The following is a 22,869-nucleotide window of genomic DNA, read 5'->3' as shown; positions in this document are numbered from 1 at the left end:
ATCGTGGACGCGCGACACAGTGGGCGGGCTCCTACGGTGAGACGGCAGTCTCCCGAGTCAGTGTGGTGCTGGAGAACGCGGGAGTGGGCAGGGGGACATCGTATGGCGGTCGGGTCAACGCCTCGTGCAACATGGCCACTACGACATCTGTGTGCGTGAGTCCGACCATCGCGGCGCCCACCACGAAGTTGCTGTCACGGGACATGCCCGGCGTGCTGTTGACCTCCAGCACGTACGGCTGGTCGTCCTCGGTGAGGATGAAGTCGACGCGCGCCGATCCACGCAGCCCGAGTCCGTCCCACAGCGCCGTGGCGTACTCGGTGACCTTGGCCCGTACCTCGGGTGACAGCTCGGCTGCCCGTACGGCTACGGCGCCCCTGGACTCCACGTCGAGCTTCGTGTCGGCGTCGTAGAACTCCGCCTCGGTGGCTTCGGTGGCCAGTGGGGGAAGTACGACGACCACGCCTCCGGGTAGTTCTAGGAGTCCCACGGTTAGTGGTACGCCGGTCAGGTAGTCCTCGACCAGTACGGCGTCGCCTTCCTCGCCGGCAGCCTCGGCCAGCGCCACGGGAAGGTCCGCCTGTTCGCGGACCAGGCTCATGCCCACGCTGGAGCCGCCGAAGGGCGGTTTGACCATCGCCGCCCGCCCGTTCCAGTGCATCGGGCCGCCGGACCAGACCCACCATCCGGGCGTGGGGATGCCGAGGCTCAGCATCACCCGCTTGCACAGGATCTTGTCTGCGGCTACTGCGGACGCTGCGACTCCGCTGCCGCAGTACGGCACGCGCAGGTAGTCGAGCAGGCCCTGCAGCCGCCCGTCCTCGCCGTACGGACCGTGAAGGTTCGAGAGGGCGACGTCGTAGCCGGCCAACTCCGTGATGAAGTCCGGCTCGCACGGGTTCAGTATTTTCCAGCGGGCGCCGATGTCGTCGAGGGCCTCGGACAGTGCGGTCACGGAGCGCTGGTCCACGGGGCACTTCGAGTGGTAGAGCCGGTCCTCTGCTGATACCGGCCCGTAGACGAGGGCGACGCCGAGCCCCTCTCGGTCGCGCTGCCAGTCGCGAAGGTTCTGGGCGGCCTCGCGCACCGCGAGGCCGGAGCTGGAGTCGAGGAACTGAGTCATGCGAGGACCCCTTCGAAGGTGTTGGTGACCGGTCCACCGACCCAGTGAGTCCGCTTCGGCCGGTCGGGATGGGGCCGGACCGTGAGCGGCTCCGCGGCGCGGTTGTGGACGGTGACGGCACGCGGCGACACGAGGCCGCGCAGGGTGGCGATGACGACGGCCGCGACGGCTCCGCTCCCGCATGACAGGGTTTCCGCCTCGACGCCGCGCTCGTAGGTGCGGATCTTCAGCGCCTGGCTGCCGGCGGCCTGTACGAAGTTGACGTTCGTCCCCAGCGGGGCAAGGTCCGCGTGGTGGCGGACGAGGCGTCCGACGAGTACCGCGTCGATGGCGTTCACGTCGTCCACGATGGCGACGACGTGTTCGGTGCCGGTGTGGGCGCTGTCGAACCAAGTGGGCTTGCCGTTGATGACGGTCTGAACTCGTCGCGGGTGGACCGCGCCGACTTCGGCCGTGACCCACACGGAGTCGTCGCTCACGATCGCCTCGTGCGTCACCCCCGCCATGCGGAGGCTCATCTCGCGGAAGCCGTGGTCGTGGTGGGCGGCCCAGGCGGTACACCGCAGAGCGTTACCGCACATCGTCGCGATCGAGCCGTCAGCGTTGAAGCAGCCGACTTCGAGGACGACCGGGCTGATGCTGATCAGGCTGCTGATGACAAGGCCATCCGCGCCTACGCCGGTTCGTCTGGCACAGAGGCGCTCGGCCTCCTTTGGCCAGTCCTTCTCGCCGTCCGGCGCGGGGTCGGATAACAGGACGAAGTCGTTCCCCGCTCCGTGGATCTTGCGGAAGCGCATGGCAAAGCTCCTCGCTGGCGTGAGGTGACAGTTCTCGTGATGGCTGAATGGAGCTTCGGGTCAGAGGAGTTCGACGGGCCGATACGTCGTCGCCGACTCCTCCATGACCCACGGGGAGTGCCCGTCGAAGATCAGAACCCGGCGCCCCGCGGTGCCGGCGGATCTCATGTCGCGGACCCGCAGGTACAACCCGTCGAGGAACACGAAATCGCCTATGTGGACATCGCTTGGTTGCCTGTAACCGGGGACGGTGCCGAGGGGAGGAGGCACAGAGGTTGGTTCGGTGGTGCGGCGCTCGTACATTCAGCCTCTCCAGATGGCCAGGAGGATCGAACCGCCGAGTGCCAAGAGGCTTGCCACGTAGCAGAGTTGTTGGTTTCGGGGGCTCACGGGGCGCCGACCAGGTGGCCGTGAAGGCGGTTGCGGACTGCCGGGATGCCGATCTCCCCGAGGGGCATCCAGGCCGCTGCACCCGCTTCGATCACCATCGGAGCGACGGCGCCGGAGTGGGCCTGGAAGAGGTATCTGAAGCCGATCCGGAGGCGGGGGCCGTACCTGTGTTGCCCCGCTCTGGTCACGTCGATCAGGAAGGGGCCATCGCCGTCGGGTTCCGTCCACACCTCCCGGATGCCGACCGCCTCGGCCAACAGGCGAAGAGCCGCTCCACTGAGCGAGTCGTCCTGGTCCTCCGGCTCCACCTCCGCGAGGGCGAAGGCACCTTTGTGCCGCAGAGAGAGTACGCAGTTGCGTTCGTCGACGATGACCGCGCCCGTAGTCACGAGGGGGCAGCGCTGGCTGTGGGTGCAGGTCCTGTGCTGTGCGTGGTCGCGGGCGGAGTCGTACACCGGCATCAGCGCCATCTGCTCGCCAGGGTGCTCGTAGATGTAGTGGGACAGCTCCCGGACGATCTGGTCCTCCCGGATACTCACGGGGCACCGAGCCCGTGGCGTTGTGTGTAGATCCACAGGAGCCTTCGCGTGATGTCGGCGACATCCCGGAGGTAGATGAAGACGCCGAACGACGGAGTCTCCGCGGTCGGACGGTTCTGCAAGTCGAGGAGCCGGTATCCCTTGCGGAACAACTCCCGCACGTCCTCGTCCTCGTCCGCCCCCAGATCCTCACCGAGCAGAAGGTTGAGGTGCCCGACGATCTCCGGCAGAGACGCGTCCATGTCCTTGCGGGTGGAGGTGGCCATCTGCATGGAGAGGGCTACCTCGGTGCTCTCCGAAATCGTCTCGACGGCGACTGGGAGAACTTCGGTACCCGCGCTGTCGGTTGCTCTCGATGCCTTGCCGCTACTTGCCACAGTGATCACCGTCTCGCCCCTTCAGCGCGCGTTTCCGGCCGTGCCAGTAACGCTAAGAAGGGCGACAGGAAGGGCTCTACGAGTGTGCCGGAACTTGCCCGGCATTCACCCCAGGGATTCGATGGCCGCCGTGATGATTTCGCGCGCCGCCGGGCCGTAGACGGCAAGCTCGGCCAGATCCGTGAACGTCTGGGCATACATGGCAAGTTCGTGCTTCTGCGTGACGGCGAGATGGGCCGAGACGAGTTCGACGTGGACCGTGTGGTCGTCGTACAGGAAGAAGCCCTCGACGGGCCAGAGGCTGGAACGGTCGGCGTCCTCAGGAATGATGCCGATACTCACCGAAGGCAGCGCCATAACGCTGAGCAGATAGCCGAGTTGGCCGGCCATCACCTCCGTCCCACCTATGCGCTTTCGGAGCGCTCCCTCTTCCAGGAGGATCGCGAACGTGTGGTTGCCGTACACGATCTGCTGCTTCTCCACACGCACCTTGACGGCAGCCGGCACGTCATCAATGAGGCCGCGACGATTCCGAATTGAGGTGAGCAGCGCGGTGATGTACGAGGCCGTCTGCACCGGGCCGGGAATGAGCCAGGGGGAGTAGATGCGGAAGCGCTGGGTGCGTTCCCACAGGGGGAGGACGGACTCCTGGGCCTGCTTCAGGCCGGTGCGCTCCAACCGGCGCCACTCGACGTACATGCCTTCGATGCCGCGGGCTGTCGAGACGAGATCCTCGGCCGCGCTCTCCGCACCGCAAGCAGCGGCCCATGCACGCAGGTCGCGCTCCGAGGGCGGACGCGTGCCGCTCTCGAAGCGCGAACACTTCGACTCATGCCAGCCGAGACTGCTGGCCAACGCTCGCTTGGTGAGCCCGGCTTCGAGCCGGATTTCGCTCAGGCGTCTGCCAAGAGCCCGGCGGGCTTCCTGAACGCTCGAAGATGGCGATGTCATGTCGCTGCGACGGTGTTTTTCGGGCTGTCAGACCAGCTGGAACTCTGCGTGCGGTGTTGCCCGCGCCCATACGGCCTCGAAGGCCGACTCGCAGAGCTTTACCACCTCAGGGTCCTCCGTGAGTTCCACCTCCATGTTCTCGCCTTCACCATCGAAGTGGTTGACGAGAACGAGGCTGGAATCGAAGAGCCAGAAGTCGTTGCCTGGAAGTGCGAGGCCCGTTGCGTTTCGCCGGGAGAGCCAGCGGACGTCTTCGCCGGCGGCGACGTTCAGTCCATCCGTCACGTCGTACTCGAAGCGGATGTACTCGCTGACGGGCGTCGAGACGACGCGGGCTCGGCGGACCTCGACGCTTCGTGAGGTCGCTTCTGTGACGATGCTGTGCCAGTCGCCCCAGCGCTCGGCAGGGTCGAGTGTGATGCCGGCCTTCCAGTCGATGAAGGCCGGGTCCGACTTCATGTAGGCGTCGCGCATCTCCAGATGGACGGCCGTCCTCTGGCAGTCGCGGAACAGCTCCTCAAACGTCGGGGTCCTCATCGGCCTTCTTCACCTCCAGGAAGAACTGCACCATGCGTCGGGGGATCTCCACCACCGACTCGTGGCCGGGGATGTCCATCTGCCCGAGGCGCTCGATGTCCTCCACCTTCAGCCCCTGCACGAGGTAGCTGTCCTTCTCCTCGTCGAGGTAGATGGTGGGGGAGCCGCCACTGGGACTCTCCGGGTCCTTACCGAGCCTACGCAGGGCCATGATGTCCTCCTCGGATGCCGGTAACGATCTCTGTGCCAGAGCTTGCCCGCGACTGAGTCGTCGAGCCAGGAACTTGCCCAAACTTGCCAGGACTTCGGACGGCTGGTCACTCGTCCGCCGGCCTATTTCTACGGGTTCACCAGTTCGCCGGAGGCAGACAGGGAAGATCCCGAAAGCACTGGTGTACCGCGAACCTGCATGTCAACGTGGACAATCTTCCGAACCCCCAGGTCAACGACGGTCAGTGACCTTCCCCGATCCTACGGAGGCGCCCCTGCAACCGCACCACGCCAGCGATCCCTTCCGTCCAGAATTGCCGGATCCGGTGTACTGGGTCACCCCGCGCCATTTGGCCGGAGATGACGATGCGCTCGCCGAGCGGATCGGCGACACCCTGGTCGGCCTCGGCTGGCGCATGTGGCCGACCGCCCGCCACACGCTGCTGTATCTGAGCCCGGACGGGTTGTGCGGCGCCGAGTGGACCCTCGCGGCCTACCCATTCGAGCTGGGTGGACTGCCGGTGGCCTGGCAGCTGAGCGGCCGCCGGCATGGTGCCTCCGTGATGGCGGAGTGGAACGCGTACTTCACTACCGGCGTCCCGTACGAGGCGCTCGCTGATCTCCTCATTGCAATTGAGGCCGGTGAGGCGCCCGATGCCGGCATCGCGGAGTCGGAGACGGTCCTCACCGCGCTCAGCGCCGGAGGCTGGATCCGCGACGTGGACCGCCCCCGCACCACCGCCACGGACCCCGGGTTCTCCCCTTGCGTCTCCCGGGAGCTGCTGCCGCCGCTCATCGAGGACGCTGATCCACGCCCTGACTTGGTGGGCTGGCAGGCGTGGGCGGAACCCGTTCTCGGTGCTCCCTATCTGTGGTGCGCCAGCTTCAGCGCCAGCGTCCCCCACGGCCTGGTCACCGCGTTCGCCTCCTCGCTCGCCTCACCGGTCCCGGTGCCCCGTCGCACCCTGCCCAAGTGCGCGGCGGGGCGGCTCACAGTTGTCCGCCGCAGCTGACGGCTGGTGCCCTGCAGCAGGCCGTTTCCCTCGTGCCAGTTGAAATGCCGCCCTTGTACTGGAGGGGCCTCAGGAGCCGGGCAGGAGGGCCGTGACCGTGGACTGGACGAGCTGGGCTGCGGCGAGGAGGTTGGGGATGCCGCCGCAGCGTTCTACGAGGTTCTGGAGCATGTAGCGCAGAGTGCCGGGATCGCGTTCGGGTTCGTCGAGGCGCGGGGTGATCATGTCGAGGTCGCGCAGGGCGGCGTCCACTTCGGGGTACTGACCGCGCAGTTCTTCCAGTCGCCGGCGGAGGTCTTCGATGCTTTCGCGGGCCTTGTCGACGGCTTCGTTGGTGATGTTGTTTGTCTGGGTGGCGTTCTGGGAGAACGGCGCGGCTTGGGCGGGCCCGGTCATGTCACCGTTGTTGATGATGCCGAAGTTGGGGCCGTTGGGTACCGGATTGGGCTGGCGGCGGATGGACATGTGGGCTCCTGGCGGGTTCGTGGGTCAGTTCGTCATGGACGGGTTGACGGAGAACGGCGTGGCCTGGACTGCGCCGGTCATGGTGCCGCCGTTCATGACGCCGAAGTTGTAGATCGCGGTCGACTGTTGGCGATAGGCGGCGATGTCGACGTTGTGGTCGCGCAGGAAGATTTCGGTGGAGTCGAAGACCCGGCGCTGCATCATCTGCACGTAGTAGCGGGCGTCGTCGTGCATGTGCATGTCCTCGAGCCAGCGGACGCTGTAGACCTCGCGGAGGCTGACTGGTCCGCTGCCCGGGTCGAGCTCAGGCCGCTTGCGGGCCTTGCGGCGTATGAGCCAGTCGAGTCCGACGTACACGTCGCCGAGGGCGTTGAACGCGGTGCGGCCCAGCCACTTCAGGCTGCGCGGATCTGCGGGCTTGAGACCGGCGACCTGCGGGTTGAGCGGTCCCATGATGTGCGGGCGGACGGTGACGCGCAGGAAGCCGCCCTGGTAGGCGAAGTTGACGAGTACGGCGGCGACGAGGTCGCCGTTCCAGGCGGTGACGCGGGCCCAGATGTAGCGGCGAGCGATCTCCTCGGCGGGCTTGTCGCCGATGTTGTCCAGGGCGAGGGTGTGCAGGCTGCGCCAGGCGTCGTCGCCGATCTGGTCCCAGCGCTTGTTATGGATGCCGGCGATCCCGATGACCTCCACGCGAAGCTTGGGGTGATCGCGGTGATGGGACGGTGCCGGATCGTCCAGGCGGCGTGCGATGTGGGCATGCAGCTGAGCGGCGGTGAAGTGCTTCAGCGGCTTGCGGGCCACCGGCTTGTTGTGCTTCGTCAACGCGTCCAGGACAGCCTTGGCTACCTCGGCCATGTCAGGTTGACCGGGGTTCTGCGCCGGTGAGCTGGGGCCCGTAAGCGTCCACGCCCTGTCGTATTCGTCGTCCTGGCTCTCGGGGGCGGGCTCGACGTCGATGCCGATGACGGCCTCCTGCCATGCCTGAAGCCCGGCCCCCAGGAACCGGTGCCGGTCGCCGTTTCGGCGACGCTCGTAGAAGTACGGCAGGGCGTGGGCCTGCACCGCTGTCGGAGGCGCGTGCAGTTCTCCGGCCATCAAGGCGTTGAGCCGTAGCTGCGCCAAGTAGCGCTCCACCAGGTAGACGCCCCACAACCCGGTCAATAGCGCGAGGACCGCCCAGCCTGCGGTGAGGGCACCGACGATGGCCTGCCAGACAACGACGCCGACCACGAGCACGATGGCCACTCGGCGTCTTCGCATGTGCTGGATGGCACGATCGCACGCGTGCACCACCGGCTCCTGATGGAAGCCGTAGACCGGTACTGGCCGCGCCGACTTCTTGATCCGACGGCGGACCCAGACGGCGTAGTCCTCACCCAGTACGACCGCTGGCGGTGTCGGCTCCGCTGCCTCGGCCGTCTTCTCGGCCTCCTTGGCGGGGAAGAGCCATCGCAGACGTTTCCGTACGGCGGCCTTCAGGTCTTTCCACAGTTGCGTCAGTACGGCGCGGAGTACTGCCAGCCAGTCCGTACGGGCGAAGGTGGCGGCGCTCAACCGGCGGGTGATGCCCTCGGTGTAGGCCCCTTGCCTGATCACTTCTCGGGCGTCGGCCGCCGTCCCCAAAGGCACTGCGGGCGCCGAGAACACCGACTGGTGCTCCGCGTATGACAAGTCCCCACCCCCGTGTTTCCTGGCGCCCGGCCACGACGATGGTCAGCGGCGGGCACAGAGGGGCATCGTCCTCGGACCCAGGAAGAGCCGCCATATCGCAAATCCATACAAGACGCGCACGGAGGCGTTCCGATCGAACAATGACCGAAAGCCGCCTCCGTGGGGCGGGATTACCTGCGAGTCCCACGTCCAAGACGCGGGGAGGAGACGGAAGCGTCCGTCGCCACGTTGTCATGCGACAGCGGAGGGGAAGGCGGCGTACCTGCGTCGGCGGGCAGGTCGGCCATGCGTCGCAGCCGCCACACGAGCACGTCGCTGATCGACCCGGCGGTGCCCAGCTCCCGCCGCCCGGCGGCCTCGGTCAGCAGCACCGCCGGGTCGTGGCCGGCGCTCTCGGCGTCGGCGAGCGTGGCGGCCAGGGCGTGCCAGCCCGGTTCGGCGAGAACCTGATCCGCCAACTCCGGCACCGCCTGGCGCAGGTGGACGGTCTGCCTCTGGCGTAGGGACTGCGACAGGCGCTGACCCCGCTGGTGCAGCACGCCCAGTGGGACGTTGGCAGCGGCTTGGTAGGCGGCGCGCAGGTGCTCGGCGGACTCCCGGGCGGCGGCTGCCTGCTGGGCGTGCCCCTTCTTCGCGTGCCAGTGCGCGGCGGCCGTGACGAGGAAGAACGCCATGTCGATCACCATTGCCGTGGTCGCCCCGTCTTCCCCGCGGCCGAGCGCCGGCCCGCTGTAGACGAGGTCGCGGGCTGCCTGGCGCAGGGCGCGTTCGTGCCCACGCTTGGCCTTGACGTGCGAGCGGGTGGCCCGCTCGAACGCGAAGGCCGCCTCGCGCAGTTGATGGCGGGTGTGGGCGGCGGAGGTCTTGGCGAGCGCGTCCAGGACCTCCCCGGCCGCCGCGATGTGCGCGGCCACTGCCGCGTCCTCACCGTCGTCGACGACCAGCACCGCCTGCCACACAGCCGTGGCTGCACGGCGCCGCGCAGTAGCCGGACCGCTTGGCGCGGGATCGGAGGCTCGGTCGGACGGTGCCATGTCGCTTCCGTCGGCGGCGTCGCTGTCGCCGGAGAAGCGTTTGCGGATGCGGGGCAGGGACAGGTCGGGGGAGAGGGTGGAGCCTGCGTAGAACACTGGTTCCTTGTCGCCATTGCGGTTGTCCGGGAGAGCGACCTTGTAGCCGAGCAGGTCGCCGGAGGGCGCGACGCGCTTGTGGATCAGCAGGCCGGCGGCGGCCAGCCGGTCGAAGAACTCCTCCTCACTCGTCGCTCCGGCCACTGCCCGCCGTACGGTCTCCCGCAGCTCCTCGCGCGCTGGCTGCTCCCTGCCCTCGCGTTCCGCCTTGTGGCGTTCGGCGCTCGTGGGGCGCTTGGCGGCGGTGCCGTCCCGGGCGCGACGCGACGTAGCCCGTAGCCGACTTCGATACGGCGGCATTCGGCCTGGGCGCGGCGGGCCTCGTTGTGCCGACGGGGTCGGCGGCCGTCGTCCCGGACGAGGGTGGCAATGATGTGGATATGGTCGTCGGCATGGCGGACGGCTGCCCACCGGCAGGCTTTCTCATCGCCGTCGGGGGCGATTCCGGTGGCGGCGACCATGCGGCGGGCGATGGCCGCCCAGTCCTCGTCGGACAGGATCGGGTCCTCCGGGGCAGCCCGCACAGACAGATGCCACACGTGCTTCTCGGGGCGCTTACTGGCGGGCAGGGCGTTGACGGGCTGGTCGAGCAGACGCTCAAGCTGCTCGTAGGTGGCCTTCGGGTCGCGGCCGGGGTCGGGACTGAGCGGGTCGAAGGCGGCTACCAGGTGGGGGTCGATGTGTTCCTCTTCGGTGCCGGGGCCGTAGAGGTAGCGGATCAGGCCGATGGTTTCGCTGCCGCGCTTGTGGATGCTGGGGATCACGCAGGGGCACCGCCGTCGCGGTGGGCGAGCAGGGCATCGGCGGCGTCCTCCATACGGCGGGCGGCGCTGCGGACGGCCTGGGCTGCGGCATCCAGGTGGGGTGCGTCGGCGCCGGAGTTGAGGGCCTTGGCGATCTGGTTGAACAGGCCGTGGATGCGGCCCAGGTGCCGGCGGGCTGCGAACAACTCGTCGATGACTTGCCGTTCGGTGGCGATCTCGGCGGCGGTGCGGGTCAGGTCGCGGGCGGCTTTGTCGACGGCGTAGGCGAGGAAGGCGGCGTTGGACATCTTGCAGTGGGCGGCGGAATCGGCGAATCGCTTGAACTCGGCGTCGTTCATACGGCAACTGGGCTGGTGCAGGCGCTTGCGTGACTTCGGCTGACGCGCGCGCTGACGTCTCTTCGCAAGGGACTCGGCCTGCCGTTCCCCTCCCTGCTGCGATCCGCCCTCGGTCGCAGCCTGCTGGTCCGGTGCCCCCTGGCGCCGGACTGCTCCCGCCACCCCTGGGGCGGGAACCCCGGGAGCATTGCTCCCGGTACAACTTGCTCCCGGCGGGCTTGCGGTAGTCATCTCCTTTTGCTGGTGGGTAGTTCGTGGTGCGAGTCGTGCATTGGGCGGTCTTCCTTGGGCGTTGTGGGTGGAGCGGGTTCAGTGGGGGTGGCCGCCGCGCGCGGCCTTCAGCTCGGCCTTGACGGTGCGGACGACCTCCCCGGCGGTGTCGCTGGCGACGCTGTAGCCGTCCTCGCGAACGGTGTCCTCCAGCAGATCGCGGGAGAGACGTCCGGTCTCGCCGTGGATGCGGTGGGCGTAGGCGATGAGAGCTTCCCGTGTCGCGCGCGGTTTGGGGCCCGGGCGGTTCAGCTTCGCCCGTGCGGCCTTGCCCGGATCGGCATCGGGTTCTTCCTCGCCCGTTTTCGGTTCCGGGCTCGTGATGGTGCGGGCGGGCCGGTGCGGGCGGTTTTCGGGCTCTGGGTGGGCAGCCCGGTGGGCCGTGTCATCGCCCGCATCGTTCTCGGGCGGGCGGCCCGGATTCTCTGCCCGCCTCGTCGCTGTGACGCGCGGGCGGGCAGGCGTGGAGCCGCTCGGCGTGCCCGCGGTAAGGGCGGGCCAGCGCCGGGGCAGGGGAATGGAGGCCAGAGCGAGGGCCTGTTGCCGGGTGGCGAGCTTGCGCAGCAGCAGCTCGTCCTGGCGCTTGTCGCGGTCGACGTCGGCCTGCTCCAGTGCTTGGTGCAGGCGGCGGGTGAGGCGCCGGCCTCGCCCCTTGGCGCGTTTCTCGGGTTTCATGGCCTCTGCCCGGAGGATCAGGGTGACGGCCCGGTCGAGGGCGCGCTCGCGGATGATCCGGGCTGCGTCCGCGTCCCGGTCGGCGATCCCCAGACGGGCCAGCAGCCGTTCCCGCATCTGTCGGGCGAGGACGGCGGTCAGGCTGCGGGAATCGGCGTGTGGGCTGCGGCTGCGCAGTTCGATGCCCATGGCCAGGTGCCAGAGCACGGCCGCCAAGACCGGGCCGACGACGGCGCGCACGGTTCCGCCGACCAGCCCGGACTCGGCGTAGGCGGGAACGATCTGCACGGCGGTGATCACCCAGGTGAGGGTGCCGGGCGCCCCGGGCGCCTGCTTCGGGCCATTGAGGTTCTGCCGGGCCATTAGCGCGGTGGCGAACAGGGCGAGTTCGGCCGCGGCGAACATCGCGGCGCGCTCGATGGTGCCGCCCATATCGAGGTAGTCGGCGGCGAAACGCCAGCTGGTGTCCGCGCTGTAGGCGGTGCAGCCGATCGCGGCGACAGCGGCGACCGGGATGGCGGCGGTGCCACGTCGCTGCCCGGCATCGGGGTTCTGGGCGCGTCGGCGCTGCAGCCATCCAGCGAGCAGGGCGACGAGGAGCAGAACTGCGCCGGCCGCAGACGAGGTGGTCCAGTCAGGCAGGAGCGACATGGTGTCGCTGTCGGCGCTTATGTGTGCGGTGTTGCCGAGGGTCATGCAGACGGTCTCCAAGGGGAGGAGGGCGATGGAGTGAGGGGCTTTCACGGAGGGGGCGTACACGCGGGCCCCCTTCTAAAGGGGGCCCCGCGCGTGATCGCTAGGGCGCGTGTACGGCGTGGACGCTCGCGTGATCGCTTGACCTGCGATTTTGCGATGAGCGTGCACGCTGTGAGCGGTTCACGGAGGGGTGCCGGCATTGAGGGCCGCGTGTACGGTCGCGTGATCGCTTCACGCGGGCCGAGAGGGGTTCACCCGACGGCGGTGAGGTGGCGTGCGGAGGCGTAGTAGCGGGTCTGCTGCCCGCCTCCGGCACCTCCGGCGATCCCGTCGGCCTTGGTGGCCAGGCCGCTGTCGACGAGGCGGCCCAGGTGGCGTCGTGCCTTCTCCACGTCGGCGCGGTCGGGGTCGCCCCCGCCGAGCAGGGCGACTGCCAGCTCTCGGGCAGTCAGTCCGTTCGGGGCGTTGCGGATCAGGACGGCGGGGTCCTTGGTGGGGTCGACCGTGGTGGTGCCGCGCACGTGGTCGTGGGTGACGTCCAGCGGGCCGATCTCCCCGGTGGGGGTCTTGAGGTGGTGCAGGGTGACGGCGGGGTCGCCGGCCTTGCCGGTGACGAACAGGACGCTGCCTGCGCCGGAGACGTACCAGGTGGAGCCGTAGACCTGGTCCAGGCTGGGGCGTTGGCCGCGCGGGGCGTCGGCGGTGGCCTTGCGCTGGTGGTGCAGCTCCAGGATCTCCACGCCGCCTCGCAGGGCGCGATTGCGGGCGTTGTGGAAGGCGACCGCGAGGCCGTCGTCGACCATGGTGCTCACCGCGTCCTTGAGGCTGTCGATCACGATCGTGTCGGCCCGGTGAGCGGCGGCGAGATCAGCGAGGAGGTCGGGCTCCTTGTCCAAACTGGCGGGTAGTGGGCCCTGCCAGACGACGAGCCGCTCGCGCAGGATCTTCTCGTCGGTGTCGAAGACCCGGCGGGCCATGGCCTTGGCGATCTGCTTCGGGCGGTCCATGGCCAGGTAGAGCACCCGCCTGCTGGGAGTGACCGGCATCTCCAGGACCGTCTCCTGCAGGCCGAGACGGGCGAAGACCACCTGGTGGGCCAGGGTGGTCTTGCCGACGCCCGGGGCGCCGACGATCATCAGGCTCTCGCCCGGTGCCCAGACCGTCTTGTCGCGCGTTCCCCACAGAGGTTCGGCGTGCGCGCCGGTCTCCTTGACGAAGGTCCATCCGTCTTTGGCGAAGCGGGACAGGCGGCCCTGTCCCGAAGCGAGAGCACGCTCGCGCTCGGCGCGCACTTCCGCTTCGATCTCGCTGCGTATCTCGTCAGGGTCGGCGCCGGGCTCCTGGGCACGCTGGACGGTTCGCACGGCGGAGGCGTGCAGGCGGCGGAGGTCGGCCTTCTTGCGGATGATCTCCGCGTGGTGCTCCGCGCTGCCGGCGTCGTAGAGCGCACTGGCGAGCTGGTGCAGGTAGACGGCGCCGCCGACACGCTTCAGATCCCCCTGCTCCTGGAGCAGCTCGCTGAGAACGATCGGGTCGGTCGGCCTGCCCTCGCGGTGCAGGGCGAGCAGTGCGCGCCAGACCGTCTCGTGCGCAGGCCGATAGAAGGCGTCCTCGCCCAGGATCGGCCGGACCGCGTCGATGACGTCGCAGTTGTGCATACAGGCGCCGAGCACCGCGCGCTCGGCTTCCAGGTTGAAAGGAGCCTGCGCGGACTCGTCCGGAGACGGCGTGGGGCCGTATCCGAAGCGGGATGGCATCTCGTGCATGTGACCCGTACTCTCGGTCAATAGGACTCCTCTCCCGGTAGGCCACATGGAGCGCCAACTCCGGCCACCGGTCCAGATCGTCATGGTTGGGCGGTTGTGAGGGTTTCCGCTTCGCCCCCGGTGTTCCAGCACCGGGGGTTTCTGCTTGTCCAGCCGTGTTCACCGCCGGACGCCATAAGCCTACCCTGAGCATTCGGGAGACGTCTAGTTGCATTCGGCTTCCAAATGATGTTAACTGGTTCACCCTAGGCCGCAGCTGTACGGCAGGCCCGCACGACGAGGAGGAGAAGATGGCCAGCGGCAAGGGCGACGACGACGCGAGCGCCACGAACGCGCGGCCTCCGGTCGAGGACAACATCGCCGAGCGCGTGAAGCTGGAGCGCGAGGCACGCGGCTGGAGTTCGGTCACCCTGGCCGAGAAGATGGCCGAGGCCGGCCACCCCATCGGTCAGTCCGCGATCTGGCGCATCGAGAGCGGTAAGCCGCGCCGCCGCGTCAACACCGACGAGGCGCTCGGCTTCTGCAAGGTCTTCGACATGACCCTCGACGAACTGGCCAGCCCGCCAGGGCAGATGGCCAACCCGATCATCCGTCGGCTGGTCGGTGAGTACGTCGAGCTGTGGAAGGAATGGCGTTCCCTCGGCAAGTCCATGGACGCGGTCCAGGACCAGCTCCGGGAGTACACCAAGGCCAACCCGGACCAGGACACCATGGTCCGCAACCTGCTCGCCCACGAATTGGACGCAGCCTCCAACGGCGACTTCCACCGCCACAAGGGAGCCCGCTCCCGGCTTATCCGCTGGCTCGGCGACGCCTTCAGCCCGCAGGCCGCTGAAGCTGACGCTGACGTCGACGAGTAACCCACCCGCCGCCAGGCCCTCGGTGCTGGAACACCCAGGGCTTCCCTCTGCGGCACCTTCGCGCGTCTGCGCAACCGCCCAACCATCACCCACACCACCACGACCGGTCCGACCGGAGTTGGCGCTCCGTACGTGACCGGGTGAGGAGCCCTCTTGCCCGAGTTCCCCCTGCCCGTGACCCAGATCGCCCAGCTGCTCGGCATCCCCGAGGGTGCCCTGCGCGCCCTGATGCCCGAGCGGGACGACGTACCCGGCGACCCCACCCTCGTCGGGCTCACCGTCGAGGAGGCCGCCCGCCGCCTCGGCATCGGCCGGACGAAGATGTACGAGTACGTCTCGTCCGGGGAGATGCGTTCCGTAAAGATCGGCAGCCTGCGCCGCATACCCGCCGAGGCGCTCGCCGAATTCCTGGCCCGCCGCTACAGGCCCTCGGACTTCGGCGCCGCGGCCTGAGCGGGGCGCACATGGCACAGCCGAAGAAGCCCCGCACGTCCCGCCAGCCCAACGGCGCCTCCACCATCTACCTCGGCAAGGACGGCCGTTGGCACGGCCGCGTCACCGTCGGCGTCAAGGACGACGGCAGCCCGGACCGCCGCCACGCCAGCCGCAAGACGCGCGCCGAGATCACCAAGGTCGTACGCGAGCTGGAACGCCAGCGCGACGCCGGCAGCGTCCGCAAGGCCGGCCAGCACTGGACGGTGCAGACCTGGCTCACACACTGGGTGGAGAACATCGCCGCGCCGAGCGTCGGCGAGTACACGATCGACGGCTACCGGGTCGCCGTCTACCGTCACCTCATCCCCGGCCTGGGAGCCCATCGCCTGGAGAAGCTGGAGCCCGAGCACATCGAGCGGCTCTACAAGACGATGCAGGAGGCCGGCAGTGCCGCCGGCACCGCGCACCAGGCCCACCGCACCCTGAACACCTCCCTCAACGAGGCTGTGCGGCGGCGGCACATCACCCTCAACCCCGTCTCGATCGCCAAGGCGCCGAAGATGGAGGAAGAGGAGGTCGAGCCGTACACCATCGAGGAGGTCCAGCGTCTGCTCCTCGAAGCCGAGAAGCATCGCAACACCGCCCGCTGGGTCATCGCCCTCGCACTCGGCCTGCGCCAGGGCGAGGTCCTCGGCCTGACGTGGGAGGACGTCCACTTCGATGCCGGTGTGATCCATGTACGGAAGAGCCGCCTGCGGCCCCGCTACAAGCACGGCTGCGGCAACCGCTGCGGCCGTAAGCCCGGGTACTGCCCGCAGAAGGTCAACACCCGTAAGGAGACCAAGGGAACGAAGTCCAAGGCGGGTAAGCGCCCGATCGGTGTTCCCGAGGAGCTGCTGAAGCTGCTCCTGCAGCACAAGGAGGAGCAGGCCCGCGAGCGCGTCCTCGCCCGCGATTTGTGGGTGGAGAAGGGGTACGTGTTCACCTCGCCGACGGGTGAGCCGCTCAATCCCAACACCGATTACCACCGGTGGAAGGACCTGCTTAAGGCTGCCGGCGTCCGCGACGGCCGCCTCCACGACGCCCGCCACACGGCCGCGACCGTGCTGCTCATCCTCGGCGTCCCCGACGCCGTGGTGGACCGGATCATGGGCTGGGAGCCCGGCAACTCTGCCCGGATGCACCGCCGTTACCAGCACCTGACCGGTCGCGTTCTGAGGGACACAGCCGCCAAGGTCAGCGGACTGCTGTGGCCTATGGCCGCTGACGGAGGCGGGGAGGCCGCCAGTGCGGCCGAGGCTTCCGACGGCGTGCTGGTGTACGTCGCTCGCATCGGCGAGTATCTCGTCCCCTTCCGCGATCGTGAGCCCGCCGACTTCGTCGTGGAACGCTGGCGCTCCGAACGGCCCGGGCAGCTGGCGGAGGTTGAGGAGTGGGACCGGCGGAATTGGGACCGGGAAGGGCCGGGTGGCCGGAGCGCCGTCCGTGACCGCCTTCCCGACCGGCGCGTTGTCCACCATGCCCACGCCGCCTTCCTGCCCGGCGGGGCGCGTGAGTCGGCTACTCGTCCTGATCCCTGGTCGGTCGACGCCTGGGAGTTCGAAACGGACCTCTACACCGACCAGGTGGTGCGCTGGAGCACCCTTCGCCGAGTGGGAGGAACGATCGACGTTCGGGCGAGCGGCACGGACGAAGGAGCCGTGACGGCGGCCTTCGCGGCGGCTTGTGCACAGGCTGTGGATCGCGCGAAGGATCCGGGTAAGTACGGCGACGGCGACGAGCGGTAGTCGACGCCGAAGCGGGTGGGCTGCACCGGGGCCGGTGCTGCCCACCCGTCTGTTACGGGGCAGGTTCACCAAGATTGACGATCCATGCTTTCCTGAATTCAGGAATCTATGTACTGTCGTGCTGTGCTGACTGTTGCCTCCGACATCGACGTGCTGGCCCGGTTCGGCCGCGCGCTCGCCGACCCGATCCGCTGCCGCATCCTGCTCGCGTTGCGCGAGGCCCCGGCCTACCCAGCTGATCTCGCCGACACGCTCGGCATCTCGCGCACCCGACTCTCCAACCACCTCGCATGCCTGCGCGACTGCGGCCTGGTCGTCACCGTGCCCGACGGCCGCCGCACCCGCTACGAACTGGCCGACGAGCGCCTCGGCCACGCGCTGGACGACCTGCGTGTCGCTGTGGTGGCTGTCGAGACCGACCGCACCTGTGCCGACGCCGACGAGAAGGGATGCTGCTGATGACCACGATCTCCCTCAGCCCCTCCCCGGTCCGCCGAGACGTGCTCGCCCGCCGGATACGTCTGCTGGTCGCGGCGACCATCACCTACAACGTCATCGAGGCGGCCGTCGCCATCACCGCCGGCACCCTTGCCTCCTCCACCGCCCTGATCGGCTTCGGCCTGGACTCGGTCATCGAGGTCTCCTCCGCCGCTGCGGTGGCCTGGCAGTTCTCCGCCCGTGAGCACGCCGTGCGCGAGGCGCGCGAGAAGACAACGCTGAGGATCATCGCGCTGTCGTTCTTCGCGCTCGCCGCCTACGTCACTGCCGATGCCGTCCGCGCGGACGGGGGCCGACATGAGCGCTGCTGACGCGCTGCGGGCGGCGTCGGCAGCGATGGGGGATTTCGCGTCCCGTCGCGACGTTGCGACTTAGCCGCGTGGCCCCGCGCCGTGCAGGAGGGTGTCGATGACGAGCGTGGCCAGTGCGTCCGGGTCCTGCGCGGCAGGGTCCTGCTCCGCGCCGGGCCTGTTGATGGCTTCGCTGAGGAGGGCGTAGTACACCTGCCGCGTCCACTCCAGGTCTGCGTCCGGGGCGAGTAGCCCCTCGCGCTGCGCCCGGTTCATGAGATCGACGGTGTGGGTGTTGATCTCGCCCCAGAGGCCGGCTGCGGCGGGGGTGTGAGCGGTGGCGTGGCTGAGGGTGAAGCGCCAGGTGTTCTTGACCCGTAGGACGTTCGCCGTCACTCGGTGCAGCGCCACGAGTGCGGGAGCGGCGTCCGGCCGGGCTTCCTCGATGGCGTCGATGAGCTGCTGCTTGGCGGAGACGGCGAGCGCCTCCAGGAGGGCCTGCCGGTTCGCGAAGCGGCGGTGAACGGTGATCCTGGTCAGTCCCGCCGCCTCGGCGACCTGTTCCATGGAGGCGCCGGCGTCCTGGGCGAAGACCTGCTCGGCCGCCTCCAGAATCGCGCGCACACTGCGCTCGGCATCTGCCCGCAGTGCTCGGCCCATGTCTGTCTCCTGTCTGGTTCGCTATCCGGTCCCCTGTAGAGGATACGTGAACGCTACGGGTATCTCATTAATTGATTCTCTGATGTTGCAACTCTGGCGATAGTTGATACCTTAGTGACACCGTTAAGGGATCGCGCCGCACCGACGGAGCGGGCATCTGCACGACCGTCGCTCACGACCGGTATCCCGTCTCCCCTGCCGGAGGAGACATCCGAACCCGACTCAAGGAATTGGCATGCCCACAACGAAGCTACGCACCCGTGTCTCCCGACGCACCGCAGTGGCGCTGGCCACCATGTCGGTCGTCGCCGCCGTCGCCGGCGCCGCGCCGAGTGTGGCGAGCGCAGTGAGCGACAGCTCCAGCGTCACCCGTCACGCGGTCGTACAGACGCAGAGCCCCCAGAGCGCCGCCACCGCCCCCAACCTGCGCGTCAAGGCCGCCAACGGCGTCACCTACCAGTACCGGCGCTTCGGCAACCCCAGCGCCGGCAGCGTGCCCCTGCTCTTCCTCCAGCACTACCGCGGCACCCTCGACAACTGGGACCCCCAGCTCATCGACACCATCGCCGCCAAGCGCGAGGTCATCCTCGTGGACAACGTCGGCGTCGGCGGCTCAACCGGCACCACGCCCAGCACCATCCAGCAGATGAGCCTGGACGCCATCGACTTCATCGACGCCCTCAAGCTGCCCCGCTACGACGTGTTCGGCTTCTCCCTCGGCGGCCAGGTGGCTCAGGAGGTCGCCCTGCGGCGCCCCTGGCAGGTCCGTCGCGTCGTCCTGGCCGGCACCGGCCCGCAGGGCGGGGTCGACCAGAGGGCGTCCGACCCCAAGGTGCTGGCGAGCGCGTTGGCGGACAACCCCGGCCCTGCCGACTTCCTCTTCCTGTTCTTCAAGAACACCGCATCCAGCCAGGCCGCCGGAACTGAGTTCCTGCAGCGCCTCGGCCAGCGCACCACTGACCACGACGCGCCCGCGAGCCTCCAGACCCGCGACGCGCAGCTCACCGCGATGTCGGAGTGGGGCATCCCGGACAAGTCCAAGCTGGTGCGGCTCAACGCCCTCTTCCAGCCCACGCTGGTCGCAGACGGGGACAGCGACATCCTGATGCCCCCCAAGAACTCCCACCTGTTGGCCAAGTACCTCCCCAACGCCCAGCTCAGCATCTACCCGAACGCCGGCCACGGGTTCCTCTTCCAGTACGCCGCCAAGTTCGGCGCCGAGGTGAACACCTTCCTCGACCACTGACAACCCATCAATCCATCACCGCGAGACGGTCACCGACACCGCACACGGTGACGGCCGATCAACACACCTGCCCCGCCGGAGCCCCGTCCGGCGGGGCAGAGCCACGCAGAGAGTCCCCCGGCGCCCTCGCAGCCCTCCGCGTCACGACTGCGCACCCCAGACCATTCGCTCACATCTGCGCCGCCATCGAAGCCATGGGCCCAATGGGCGACTGAGGCGCCCCCGCGGCCGGTGGCGCGTGCTGGCCGCGAAAGGGTCGGTGCGTCGTCCTGGCCGTCACGGCGACGGCCTGCGTGTCCGCCCGGCCCAACACGTCGTTGCAGCTCAGCCCGCCGTCCGCGGGTCTGCTTCATGGAGCCGGCGGCACCTTGGAACGACCCCTGCCCGGCAGCGTCAGCCCATCCGTTGACCTTCCGTAGAGGATACGTTGACGCTACGGATAACCGATTAATTGATGCTCTACTGTTGCTGCTACAGGAAAACCTGATACATTGATGAAACCGATTGAGGGGACACCGGAAGCGATCCCCTACACGGCAAGACACACGCGATCCCCTGAGTCAGGAGTCCGAGATGGCAACGACGACACGACCGGTAGCCCTCATCACGGGTGCGTCCTCCGGCATCGGAAAGGCAGCCGCGCTCGCGCTGGCCGCGGCGGGCTACGACGTGGTCGGCACCAGCCGCAACACCGTGCACGTCACCCCGGTGAAGGGCGTGACCTTCCTCGACCTCGATGTGACCAGCGACGATTCGGTGACCGCTGCGGTCGGCGAGGTGATCGACCGGTTCGGGCGGATCGACGTCCTGGTCAACAACGCGGGTATCGGCTCGGCGGGCGCCGCCGAGGAGAGCTCCGCCGCGCAGGCGCAGGGCCTCTTCGACATCAACGTCTTCGGCGTCATCCGCATGACGAACGCCGTCCTGCCGCACATGCGCGCCCAGCGCAGCGGACGGATCGTCAACATCTCGTCCATCGTCGGGTTCATGCCGCAGCCCTACATGGCGGTCTACGCCGCCTCCAAGCACGCCGTCGAAGGCTACTCGGAGTCCGTCGACCACGAGGTACGCGAGTACGGCGTACGGTCCTTGCTCGTCGAACCAGCCTGGACCAACACCGCGATCGAGGCGGCCACCGTGCGGCCCGACCAGCCCCTGGACGTCTACGCCAAGCGGCGGCTCGCCTTCGAGGAGTACATGGCCGGCGCGGTCAAGGGCGGCGACGACCCCGCCGTCGTCGCCAAGGAGATCGTCGCGGCGGCCACCGACGCCAAGCCCAAGCTGCGCTACACCGCCGGCGCCATGACCGGACGCGTCCGCACCATGCGCCGCATGGTCCCCTCCCGCATGTTCGACCAGCAGTTGCGCAAGCTCAACCACCTGCCCGCCTGACGACTCCCAGAAGACCTCCACGACACATCGACAGGAAAGCGAACCCCGCCATGAGCACATACATTGCAGACGCGGCCGAGGACCTCACCGTGGAAGGACCCTCCGCGACGTTCACCTACCGGCGCATCGGCCCGCGGGGCGGTGTCCCGCTGGTCCTGCTGAACCGGGTCCGGGGGACCCTCGACTGGTGGGACCCGGAGTTCCTGGACCACCTCGCCGCCAGCCATGACGTGATCGTGTTCGACAACGTCGGCACCGGCTACACCACCGGCACCCCGCGCGACTCGGTCGAGGGGATGGCCGACGGCACCGTCGAGTTCATCGAGGCTCTCCGTCTGCCCCAGGTGGACCTGCTCGGCTGGACTCTGGGCGGCACCATCGCCCAGCACATCGCCCGCCTTCGGCCCGACCTGGTGCGCAAGCTGGTCGTGGCGGCCGCCAATCCCGGCGGCACGGTGCCCGGCGCTCCCGATCCGGACCCGAAGGTGCGGGCCACCATTACCAAGCCCGAGACCACCGGGGACGACCTTGTGTTCCTGTTCTTCCCCGAGACGGACACCGGGCGCGCCGCCGGGTACGAGCATCTCGCCAGGGTGGCCACACGGCTGGCCACCGGGCTCGCCGACGTGTCCGAGGCGGCGGCCATGGGTCAGATGGCCGCGATCGCGAAGGACGCGTCGATCCCCTTCGAGCAGGTGCGAGCGGACCTGGCAACCATCCGGCAGCCCGTTCTGTACGCCACCGGCATCAAGGACGCGATGATCCCCGCCCTGGCGTCCTACACCGCCGTCCAGTACGTCCCCGACGCCACCCTCGTCGCCTACAGCGACGCCGGCCACGCCTTCCTCTTCCAACACGCCGAGGACTTCGCCGGCCAGGTGAGCGCCTTCCTCGCCGACTGACCGTTCACACGGACACCGGCCCCCCAGGAGGCACGACAAAGTCGGGACGCCTCCCGCACCGAGGAGAGTCATCGTGCAGTTGAGTGCCAGGCACTTACCCAGGTACAGGCTTGCCGTCGGAGATGTCCCCACCGCCGCACCACACGGAGAGCTGGGCCAAGCAGCGCCCCGCGCGGATGATGGCCGACATGCGCATCCGCATCGACGCTGTCGACCTTCCCGGGCTCACCTGCCCACCCGGAGCATTCGCACGCGACGACGTTCCGGCGTACCGCAACATCCACGTCGCCGTGCAACGCCGCGACCGTCCGGCTGAACTCCTTGACCCCAAGCCTGGCGACGCTGCCTCGGCGACCTGGACCCTGGCGTGCACCACGGCGGCCTCACCTGGCGGCACCGACGTGAAAGGACCCTACGTTCAGGGACGCCCAGGAGCTCGGTTCGTCTACCTGTCGTGGGGAACCGTCGATGACTCCGGCACTTTTACGATGTTCCGCCGCGCCAAGCTGATGCTCGACGCCGTGCCCGCCGACGTACTCGACGCCGCTGCACTCACCGGTCTGCTGGTAGGCCGCCTCGGACTGACTGACATGCGTGGCGGGCCCCTGTGCGCAAGTGTCGTGCCACCGCGCATCGCCTGGACCGCGGAATCCGCCGAACCCGCCGAGAACGAGTGACCGTCACGGTGAACCAGATCACTGTTCGCCGAAGTCCACCCCGGTCCAATCACAGCAACTGAGACCAAAACTGAGACCACGCACGACGAAGGGCCCCACCGCGAACGGTGGGGCCCTTCGACATCGTGCCCGGTGAGGCACTGGCGGAGGATACGAGATTCGAACTCGTGAGGGGTTGCCCCCAACACGCTTTCCAAGCGTGCGCCCTAGGCCTCTAGGCGAATCCTCCGCCGGAAACATTACATGACGGCGGGCGGTGCTCGCGAACTCGTTCGCGCCCGTGGAATCGGGTACCCTGTGCAGAGCCCCTCACGTGGCGCTATCTGACTGAACTCCCCCAGGGCCGGAAGGCAGCAAGGGTAGGTTGGCTCTGGCGGGTGCGTGGGGGGCGCTTTGCGTCTGCACCG

23 protein-coding genes, 1 tRNA gene, 1 other RNA gene and 2 pseudogenes are annotated in these 22,869 nt (G+C 68.5%); 11 read left to right on the top strand and 16 right to left on the bottom strand.

The genetic code is table 11. The features are described from left to right. Positions 1-31: 31 nt before the first annotated feature. The 8 genes from H1D24_RS30910 to H1D24_RS30875 all read right to left on the bottom strand — a co-directional run bounded on the left by H1D24_RS30910 (position 32) and on the right by H1D24_RS30875 (position 4,925). Positions 32-1,123 (bottom strand): D-alanine--D-alanine ligase family protein, encoded by a 1,092-nt coding sequence (locus H1D24_RS30910; protein ID WP_181661016.1) that lies wholly within the window; start codon positions 1,121-1,123, stop codon positions 32-34. Continuing rightward, the gene (gene dapF, locus H1D24_RS30905; RefSeq protein ID WP_181661015.1) at positions 1,120-1,920 is read right to left on the bottom strand and encodes a diaminopimelate epimerase; all 801 of its coding nucleotides are present in this window, start codon (positions 1,918-1,920) and stop codon (positions 1,120-1,122) included. Before dapF ends, H1D24_RS30910 begins: the two co-directional genes overlap by 4 nt. Positions 1,921-1,980: 60 nt before the next feature. Further along, a complete protein-coding gene (locus H1D24_RS30900; protein WP_181661014.1) occupies positions 1,981-2,223 on the bottom strand; it encodes a hypothetical protein in 243 nt (80 codons plus the stop codon). A gap of 83 nt (positions 2,224-2,306) precedes the next feature. Continuing rightward, complete coding sequence (locus tag H1D24_RS30895) at positions 2,307-2,849, bottom strand: NUDIX hydrolase (protein WP_181661013.1); 543 nt, start codon at positions 2,847-2,849, stop codon at positions 2,307-2,309. Continuing rightward, positions 2,846-3,121 carry a hypothetical protein gene (locus H1D24_RS30890; protein WP_220137432.1) on the bottom strand — a complete coding sequence of 92 codons (276 nt, stop codon included), beginning with the start codon at positions 3,119-3,121 and terminating at the stop codon, positions 2,846-2,848. The genes H1D24_RS30895 and H1D24_RS30890 overlap by 4 nt, the downstream gene beginning before the upstream one ends. 210 nt (positions 3,122-3,331) lie before the next feature. Then, positions 3,332-4,177 (bottom strand): helix-turn-helix domain-containing protein, encoded by an 846-nt coding sequence (locus H1D24_RS30885; RefSeq protein WP_181661012.1) that lies wholly within the window; start codon positions 4,175-4,177, stop codon positions 3,332-3,334. 27 nt (positions 4,178-4,204) lie between these two features. Beyond that, positions 4,205-4,714: a DUF6879 family protein gene (locus H1D24_RS30880; protein ID WP_181661011.1), complete on the bottom strand. Its 510-nt coding sequence runs from the start codon at positions 4,712-4,714 to the stop codon at positions 4,205-4,207. Then, entirely contained in the window at positions 4,695-4,925 is a 231-nt protein-coding gene (locus H1D24_RS30875) for a hypothetical protein (protein WP_181661010.1), read from the bottom strand. The genes H1D24_RS30880 and H1D24_RS30875 overlap by 20 nt, the downstream gene beginning before the upstream one ends. A gap of 325 nt (positions 4,926-5,250) precedes the next feature. Here H1D24_RS30875 and H1D24_RS30870 point away from each other — a divergent pair, with 325 nt between their 5' ends. Next, entirely contained in the window at positions 5,251-5,937 is a 687-nt protein-coding gene (locus tag H1D24_RS30870) for an SPDY domain-containing protein (protein ID WP_181661054.1), read from the top strand. Positions 5,938-6,006: 69 nt separating this feature from the next. On the opposite strand, the gene H1D24_RS30865 is transcribed toward H1D24_RS30870, so the two are convergent. The 6 genes and pseudogenes from H1D24_RS30865 to H1D24_RS30840 form a co-directional block, all read right to left on the bottom strand. Then, positions 6,007-6,402 carry a hypothetical protein gene (locus tag H1D24_RS30865; RefSeq protein WP_181661009.1) on the bottom strand — a complete coding sequence of 132 codons (396 nt, stop codon included), beginning with the start codon at positions 6,400-6,402 and terminating at the stop codon, positions 6,007-6,009. Between the two features lie 24 nt (positions 6,403-6,426). Next, entirely contained in the window at positions 6,427-8,076 is a 1,650-nt protein-coding gene (locus H1D24_RS30860) for an AbeC-like domain-containing protein (RefSeq protein ID WP_258564430.1), read from the bottom strand. Positions 8,077-8,246: 170 nt separating this feature from the next. Then, positions 8,247-9,970: pseudogene (locus H1D24_RS30855) on the bottom strand (relaxase/mobilization nuclease domain-containing protein). Further along, positions 9,967-10,308 (bottom strand): plasmid mobilization relaxosome protein MobC, encoded by a 342-nt coding sequence (locus H1D24_RS30850; protein ID WP_181661008.1) that lies wholly within the window; start codon positions 10,306-10,308, stop codon positions 9,967-9,969. Before H1D24_RS30850 ends, H1D24_RS30855 begins: the two are co-directional and overlap by 4 nt. Before the next feature lie 309 nt (positions 10,309-10,617). Next, positions 10,618-11,904 carry a hypothetical protein gene (locus H1D24_RS30845; protein ID WP_181661052.1) on the bottom strand — a complete coding sequence of 429 codons (1,287 nt, stop codon included), beginning with the start codon at positions 11,902-11,904 and terminating at the stop codon, positions 10,618-10,620. Positions 11,905-12,200: 296 nt separating this feature from the next. Beyond that, positions 12,201-13,715 (bottom strand): DnaB-like helicase N-terminal domain-containing protein, encoded by a 1,515-nt coding sequence (locus tag H1D24_RS30840; RefSeq protein ID WP_181661051.1) that lies wholly within the window; start codon positions 13,713-13,715, stop codon positions 12,201-12,203. A 290-nt stretch (positions 13,716-14,005) separates the two neighbouring features. Here H1D24_RS30840 and H1D24_RS30835 point away from each other — a divergent pair, with 290 nt between their 5' ends. From H1D24_RS30835 to H1D24_RS30815, 5 genes and pseudogenes are all read left to right on the top strand, one after another. Beyond that, a complete protein-coding gene (locus H1D24_RS30835; RefSeq protein WP_181661007.1) occupies positions 14,006-14,575 on the top strand; it encodes a helix-turn-helix domain-containing protein in 570 nt (189 codons plus the stop codon). Positions 14,576-14,728: 153 nt separating this feature from the next. Further along, positions 14,729-15,028: a helix-turn-helix domain-containing protein gene (locus H1D24_RS30830; RefSeq protein ID WP_220137430.1), complete on the top strand. Its 300-nt coding sequence runs from the start codon at positions 14,729-14,731 to the stop codon at positions 15,026-15,028. A gap of 11 nt (positions 15,029-15,039) precedes the next feature. Then, complete coding sequence (locus H1D24_RS30825; protein ID WP_181661006.1) at positions 15,040-16,797, top strand: tyrosine-type recombinase/integrase; 1,758 nt, start codon at positions 15,040-15,042, stop codon at positions 16,795-16,797. 123 nt (positions 16,798-16,920) lie between these two features. Continuing rightward, entirely contained in the window at positions 16,921-17,256 is a 336-nt protein-coding gene (locus tag H1D24_RS30820) for an ArsR/SmtB family transcription factor (protein ID WP_181661005.1), read from the top strand. Beyond that, positions 17,247-17,597, top strand: a pseudogene (locus H1D24_RS30815) (cation transporter); the annotation flags it as partial. The gene H1D24_RS30820 and the pseudogene H1D24_RS30815, both read left to right, overlap by 10 nt. A gap of 69 nt (positions 17,598-17,666) precedes the next feature. Here the strand turns inward: H1D24_RS30815 and H1D24_RS30810 are convergent. Then, the gene (locus H1D24_RS30810; protein WP_181661004.1) at positions 17,667-18,245 is read right to left on the bottom strand and encodes a TetR/AcrR family transcriptional regulator; all 579 of its coding nucleotides are present in this window, start codon (positions 18,243-18,245) and stop codon (positions 17,667-17,669) included. A 235-nt stretch (positions 18,246-18,480) separates the two neighbouring features. On the opposite strand from H1D24_RS30810, the gene H1D24_RS30805 reads away from it, so the two are divergent. The 4 genes from H1D24_RS30805 to H1D24_RS30790 all read left to right on the top strand — a co-directional run bounded on the left by H1D24_RS30805 (position 18,481) and on the right by H1D24_RS30790 (position 22,462). Then, complete coding sequence (locus H1D24_RS30805; protein ID WP_181661003.1) at positions 18,481-19,491, top strand: alpha/beta fold hydrolase; 1,011 nt, start codon at positions 18,481-18,483, stop codon at positions 19,489-19,491. Between the two features lie 573 nt (positions 19,492-20,064). After that, complete coding sequence (locus tag H1D24_RS30800; protein WP_181661002.1) at positions 20,065-20,883, top strand: oxidoreductase; 819 nt, start codon at positions 20,065-20,067, stop codon at positions 20,881-20,883. A 50-nt stretch (positions 20,884-20,933) separates the two neighbouring features. Further along, positions 20,934-21,785 carry an alpha/beta fold hydrolase gene (locus H1D24_RS30795; protein ID WP_181661001.1) on the top strand — a complete coding sequence of 284 codons (852 nt, stop codon included), beginning with the start codon at positions 20,934-20,936 and terminating at the stop codon, positions 21,783-21,785. A gap of 176 nt (positions 21,786-21,961) precedes the next feature. Continuing rightward, on the top strand, positions 21,962-22,462 hold the full coding sequence (locus tag H1D24_RS30790) for a DUF5990 family protein (protein ID WP_181661049.1): 501 nt from the start codon (positions 21,962-21,964) through the stop codon (positions 22,460-22,462). Positions 22,463-22,603: 141 nt separating this feature from the next. Here H1D24_RS30790 and H1D24_RS30785 read toward each other — a convergent pair. Then, a tRNA-Ser gene (locus H1D24_RS30785) sits at positions 22,604-22,691 on the bottom strand. Between the two features lie 72 nt (positions 22,692-22,763). On the opposite strand from H1D24_RS30785, the gene ffs reads away from it, so the two are divergent. Next, an RNA gene (gene ffs / locus H1D24_RS30780) (signal recognition particle sRNA small type) lies at positions 22,764-22,858 on the top strand. Positions 22,859-22,869: the final 11 nt, after the last annotated feature.

Source organism: Streptomyces himalayensis subsp. himalayensis (genome assembly GCF_013778455.1).
In the GTDB taxonomy this organism is placed as follows: Bacteria; Actinomycetota; Actinomycetes; order Streptomycetales; family Streptomycetaceae; genus Streptomyces; species Streptomyces himalayensis.
The sequence above is the reverse complement of the archived record's forward strand: the minus strand, read 5'-3'. Positions and strand labels throughout refer to the sequence as shown.

Coding starts and splice junctions, on each gene's coding strand:
- H1D24_RS30885 (WP_181661012.1), bottom strand. CDS start 4,177: ATGACATCGCCATCTTCGAGCGTTCAGGAAGCCCGCCGGGCTCTTGGC.
- H1D24_RS30835 (WP_181661007.1), top strand. CDS start 14,006: ATGGCCAGCGGCAAGGGCGACGACGACGCGAGCGCCACGAACGCGCGG.
- H1D24_RS30790 (WP_181661049.1), top strand. CDS start 21,962: ATGATGGCCGACATGCGCATCCGCATCGACGCTGTCGACCTTCCCGGG.
- H1D24_RS30850 (WP_181661008.1), bottom strand. CDS start 10,308: ATGAACGACGCCGAGTTCAAGCGATTCGCCGATTCCGCCGCCCACTGC.
- H1D24_RS30890 (WP_220137432.1), bottom strand. CDS start 3,121: ATGCAGATGGCCACCTCCACCCGCAAGGACATGGACGCGTCTCTGCCG.
- H1D24_RS30800 (WP_181661002.1), top strand. CDS start 20,065: ATGGCAACGACGACACGACCGGTAGCCCTCATCACGGGTGCGTCCTCC.
- H1D24_RS30795 (WP_181661001.1), top strand. CDS start 20,934: ATGAGCACATACATTGCAGACGCGGCCGAGGACCTCACCGTGGAAGGA.
- H1D24_RS30910 (WP_181661016.1), bottom strand. CDS start 1,123: ATGACTCAGTTCCTCGACTCCAGCTCCGGCCTCGCGGTGCGCGAGGCC.
- H1D24_RS30810 (WP_181661004.1), bottom strand. CDS start 18,245: ATGGGCCGAGCACTGCGGGCAGATGCCGAGCGCAGTGTGCGCGCGATT.
- H1D24_RS30865 (WP_181661009.1), bottom strand. CDS start 6,402: ATGTCCATCCGCCGCCAGCCCAATCCGGTACCCAACGGCCCCAACTTC.
- H1D24_RS30805 (WP_181661003.1), top strand. CDS start 18,481: ATGCCCACAACGAAGCTACGCACCCGTGTCTCCCGACGCACCGCAGTG.
- H1D24_RS30900 (WP_181661014.1), bottom strand. CDS start 2,223: ATGTACGAGCGCCGCACCACCGAACCAACCTCTGTGCCTCCTCCCCTC.
- dapF (WP_181661015.1), bottom strand. CDS start 1,920: ATGCGCTTCCGCAAGATCCACGGAGCGGGGAACGACTTCGTCCTGTTA.
- H1D24_RS30880 (WP_181661011.1), bottom strand. CDS start 4,714: ATGAGGACCCCGACGTTTGAGGAGCTGTTCCGCGACTGCCAGAGGACG.
- H1D24_RS30845 (WP_181661052.1), bottom strand. CDS start 11,904: ATGTCGCTCCTGCCTGACTGGACCACCTCGTCTGCGGCCGGCGCAGTT.
- H1D24_RS30875 (WP_181661010.1), bottom strand. CDS start 4,925: ATGGCCCTGCGTAGGCTCGGTAAGGACCCGGAGAGTCCCAGTGGCGGC.
- H1D24_RS30840 (WP_181661051.1), bottom strand. CDS start 13,715: ATGCACGAGATGCCATCCCGCTTCGGATACGGCCCCACGCCGTCTCCG.
- H1D24_RS30825 (WP_181661006.1), top strand. CDS start 15,040: ATGGCACAGCCGAAGAAGCCCCGCACGTCCCGCCAGCCCAACGGCGCC.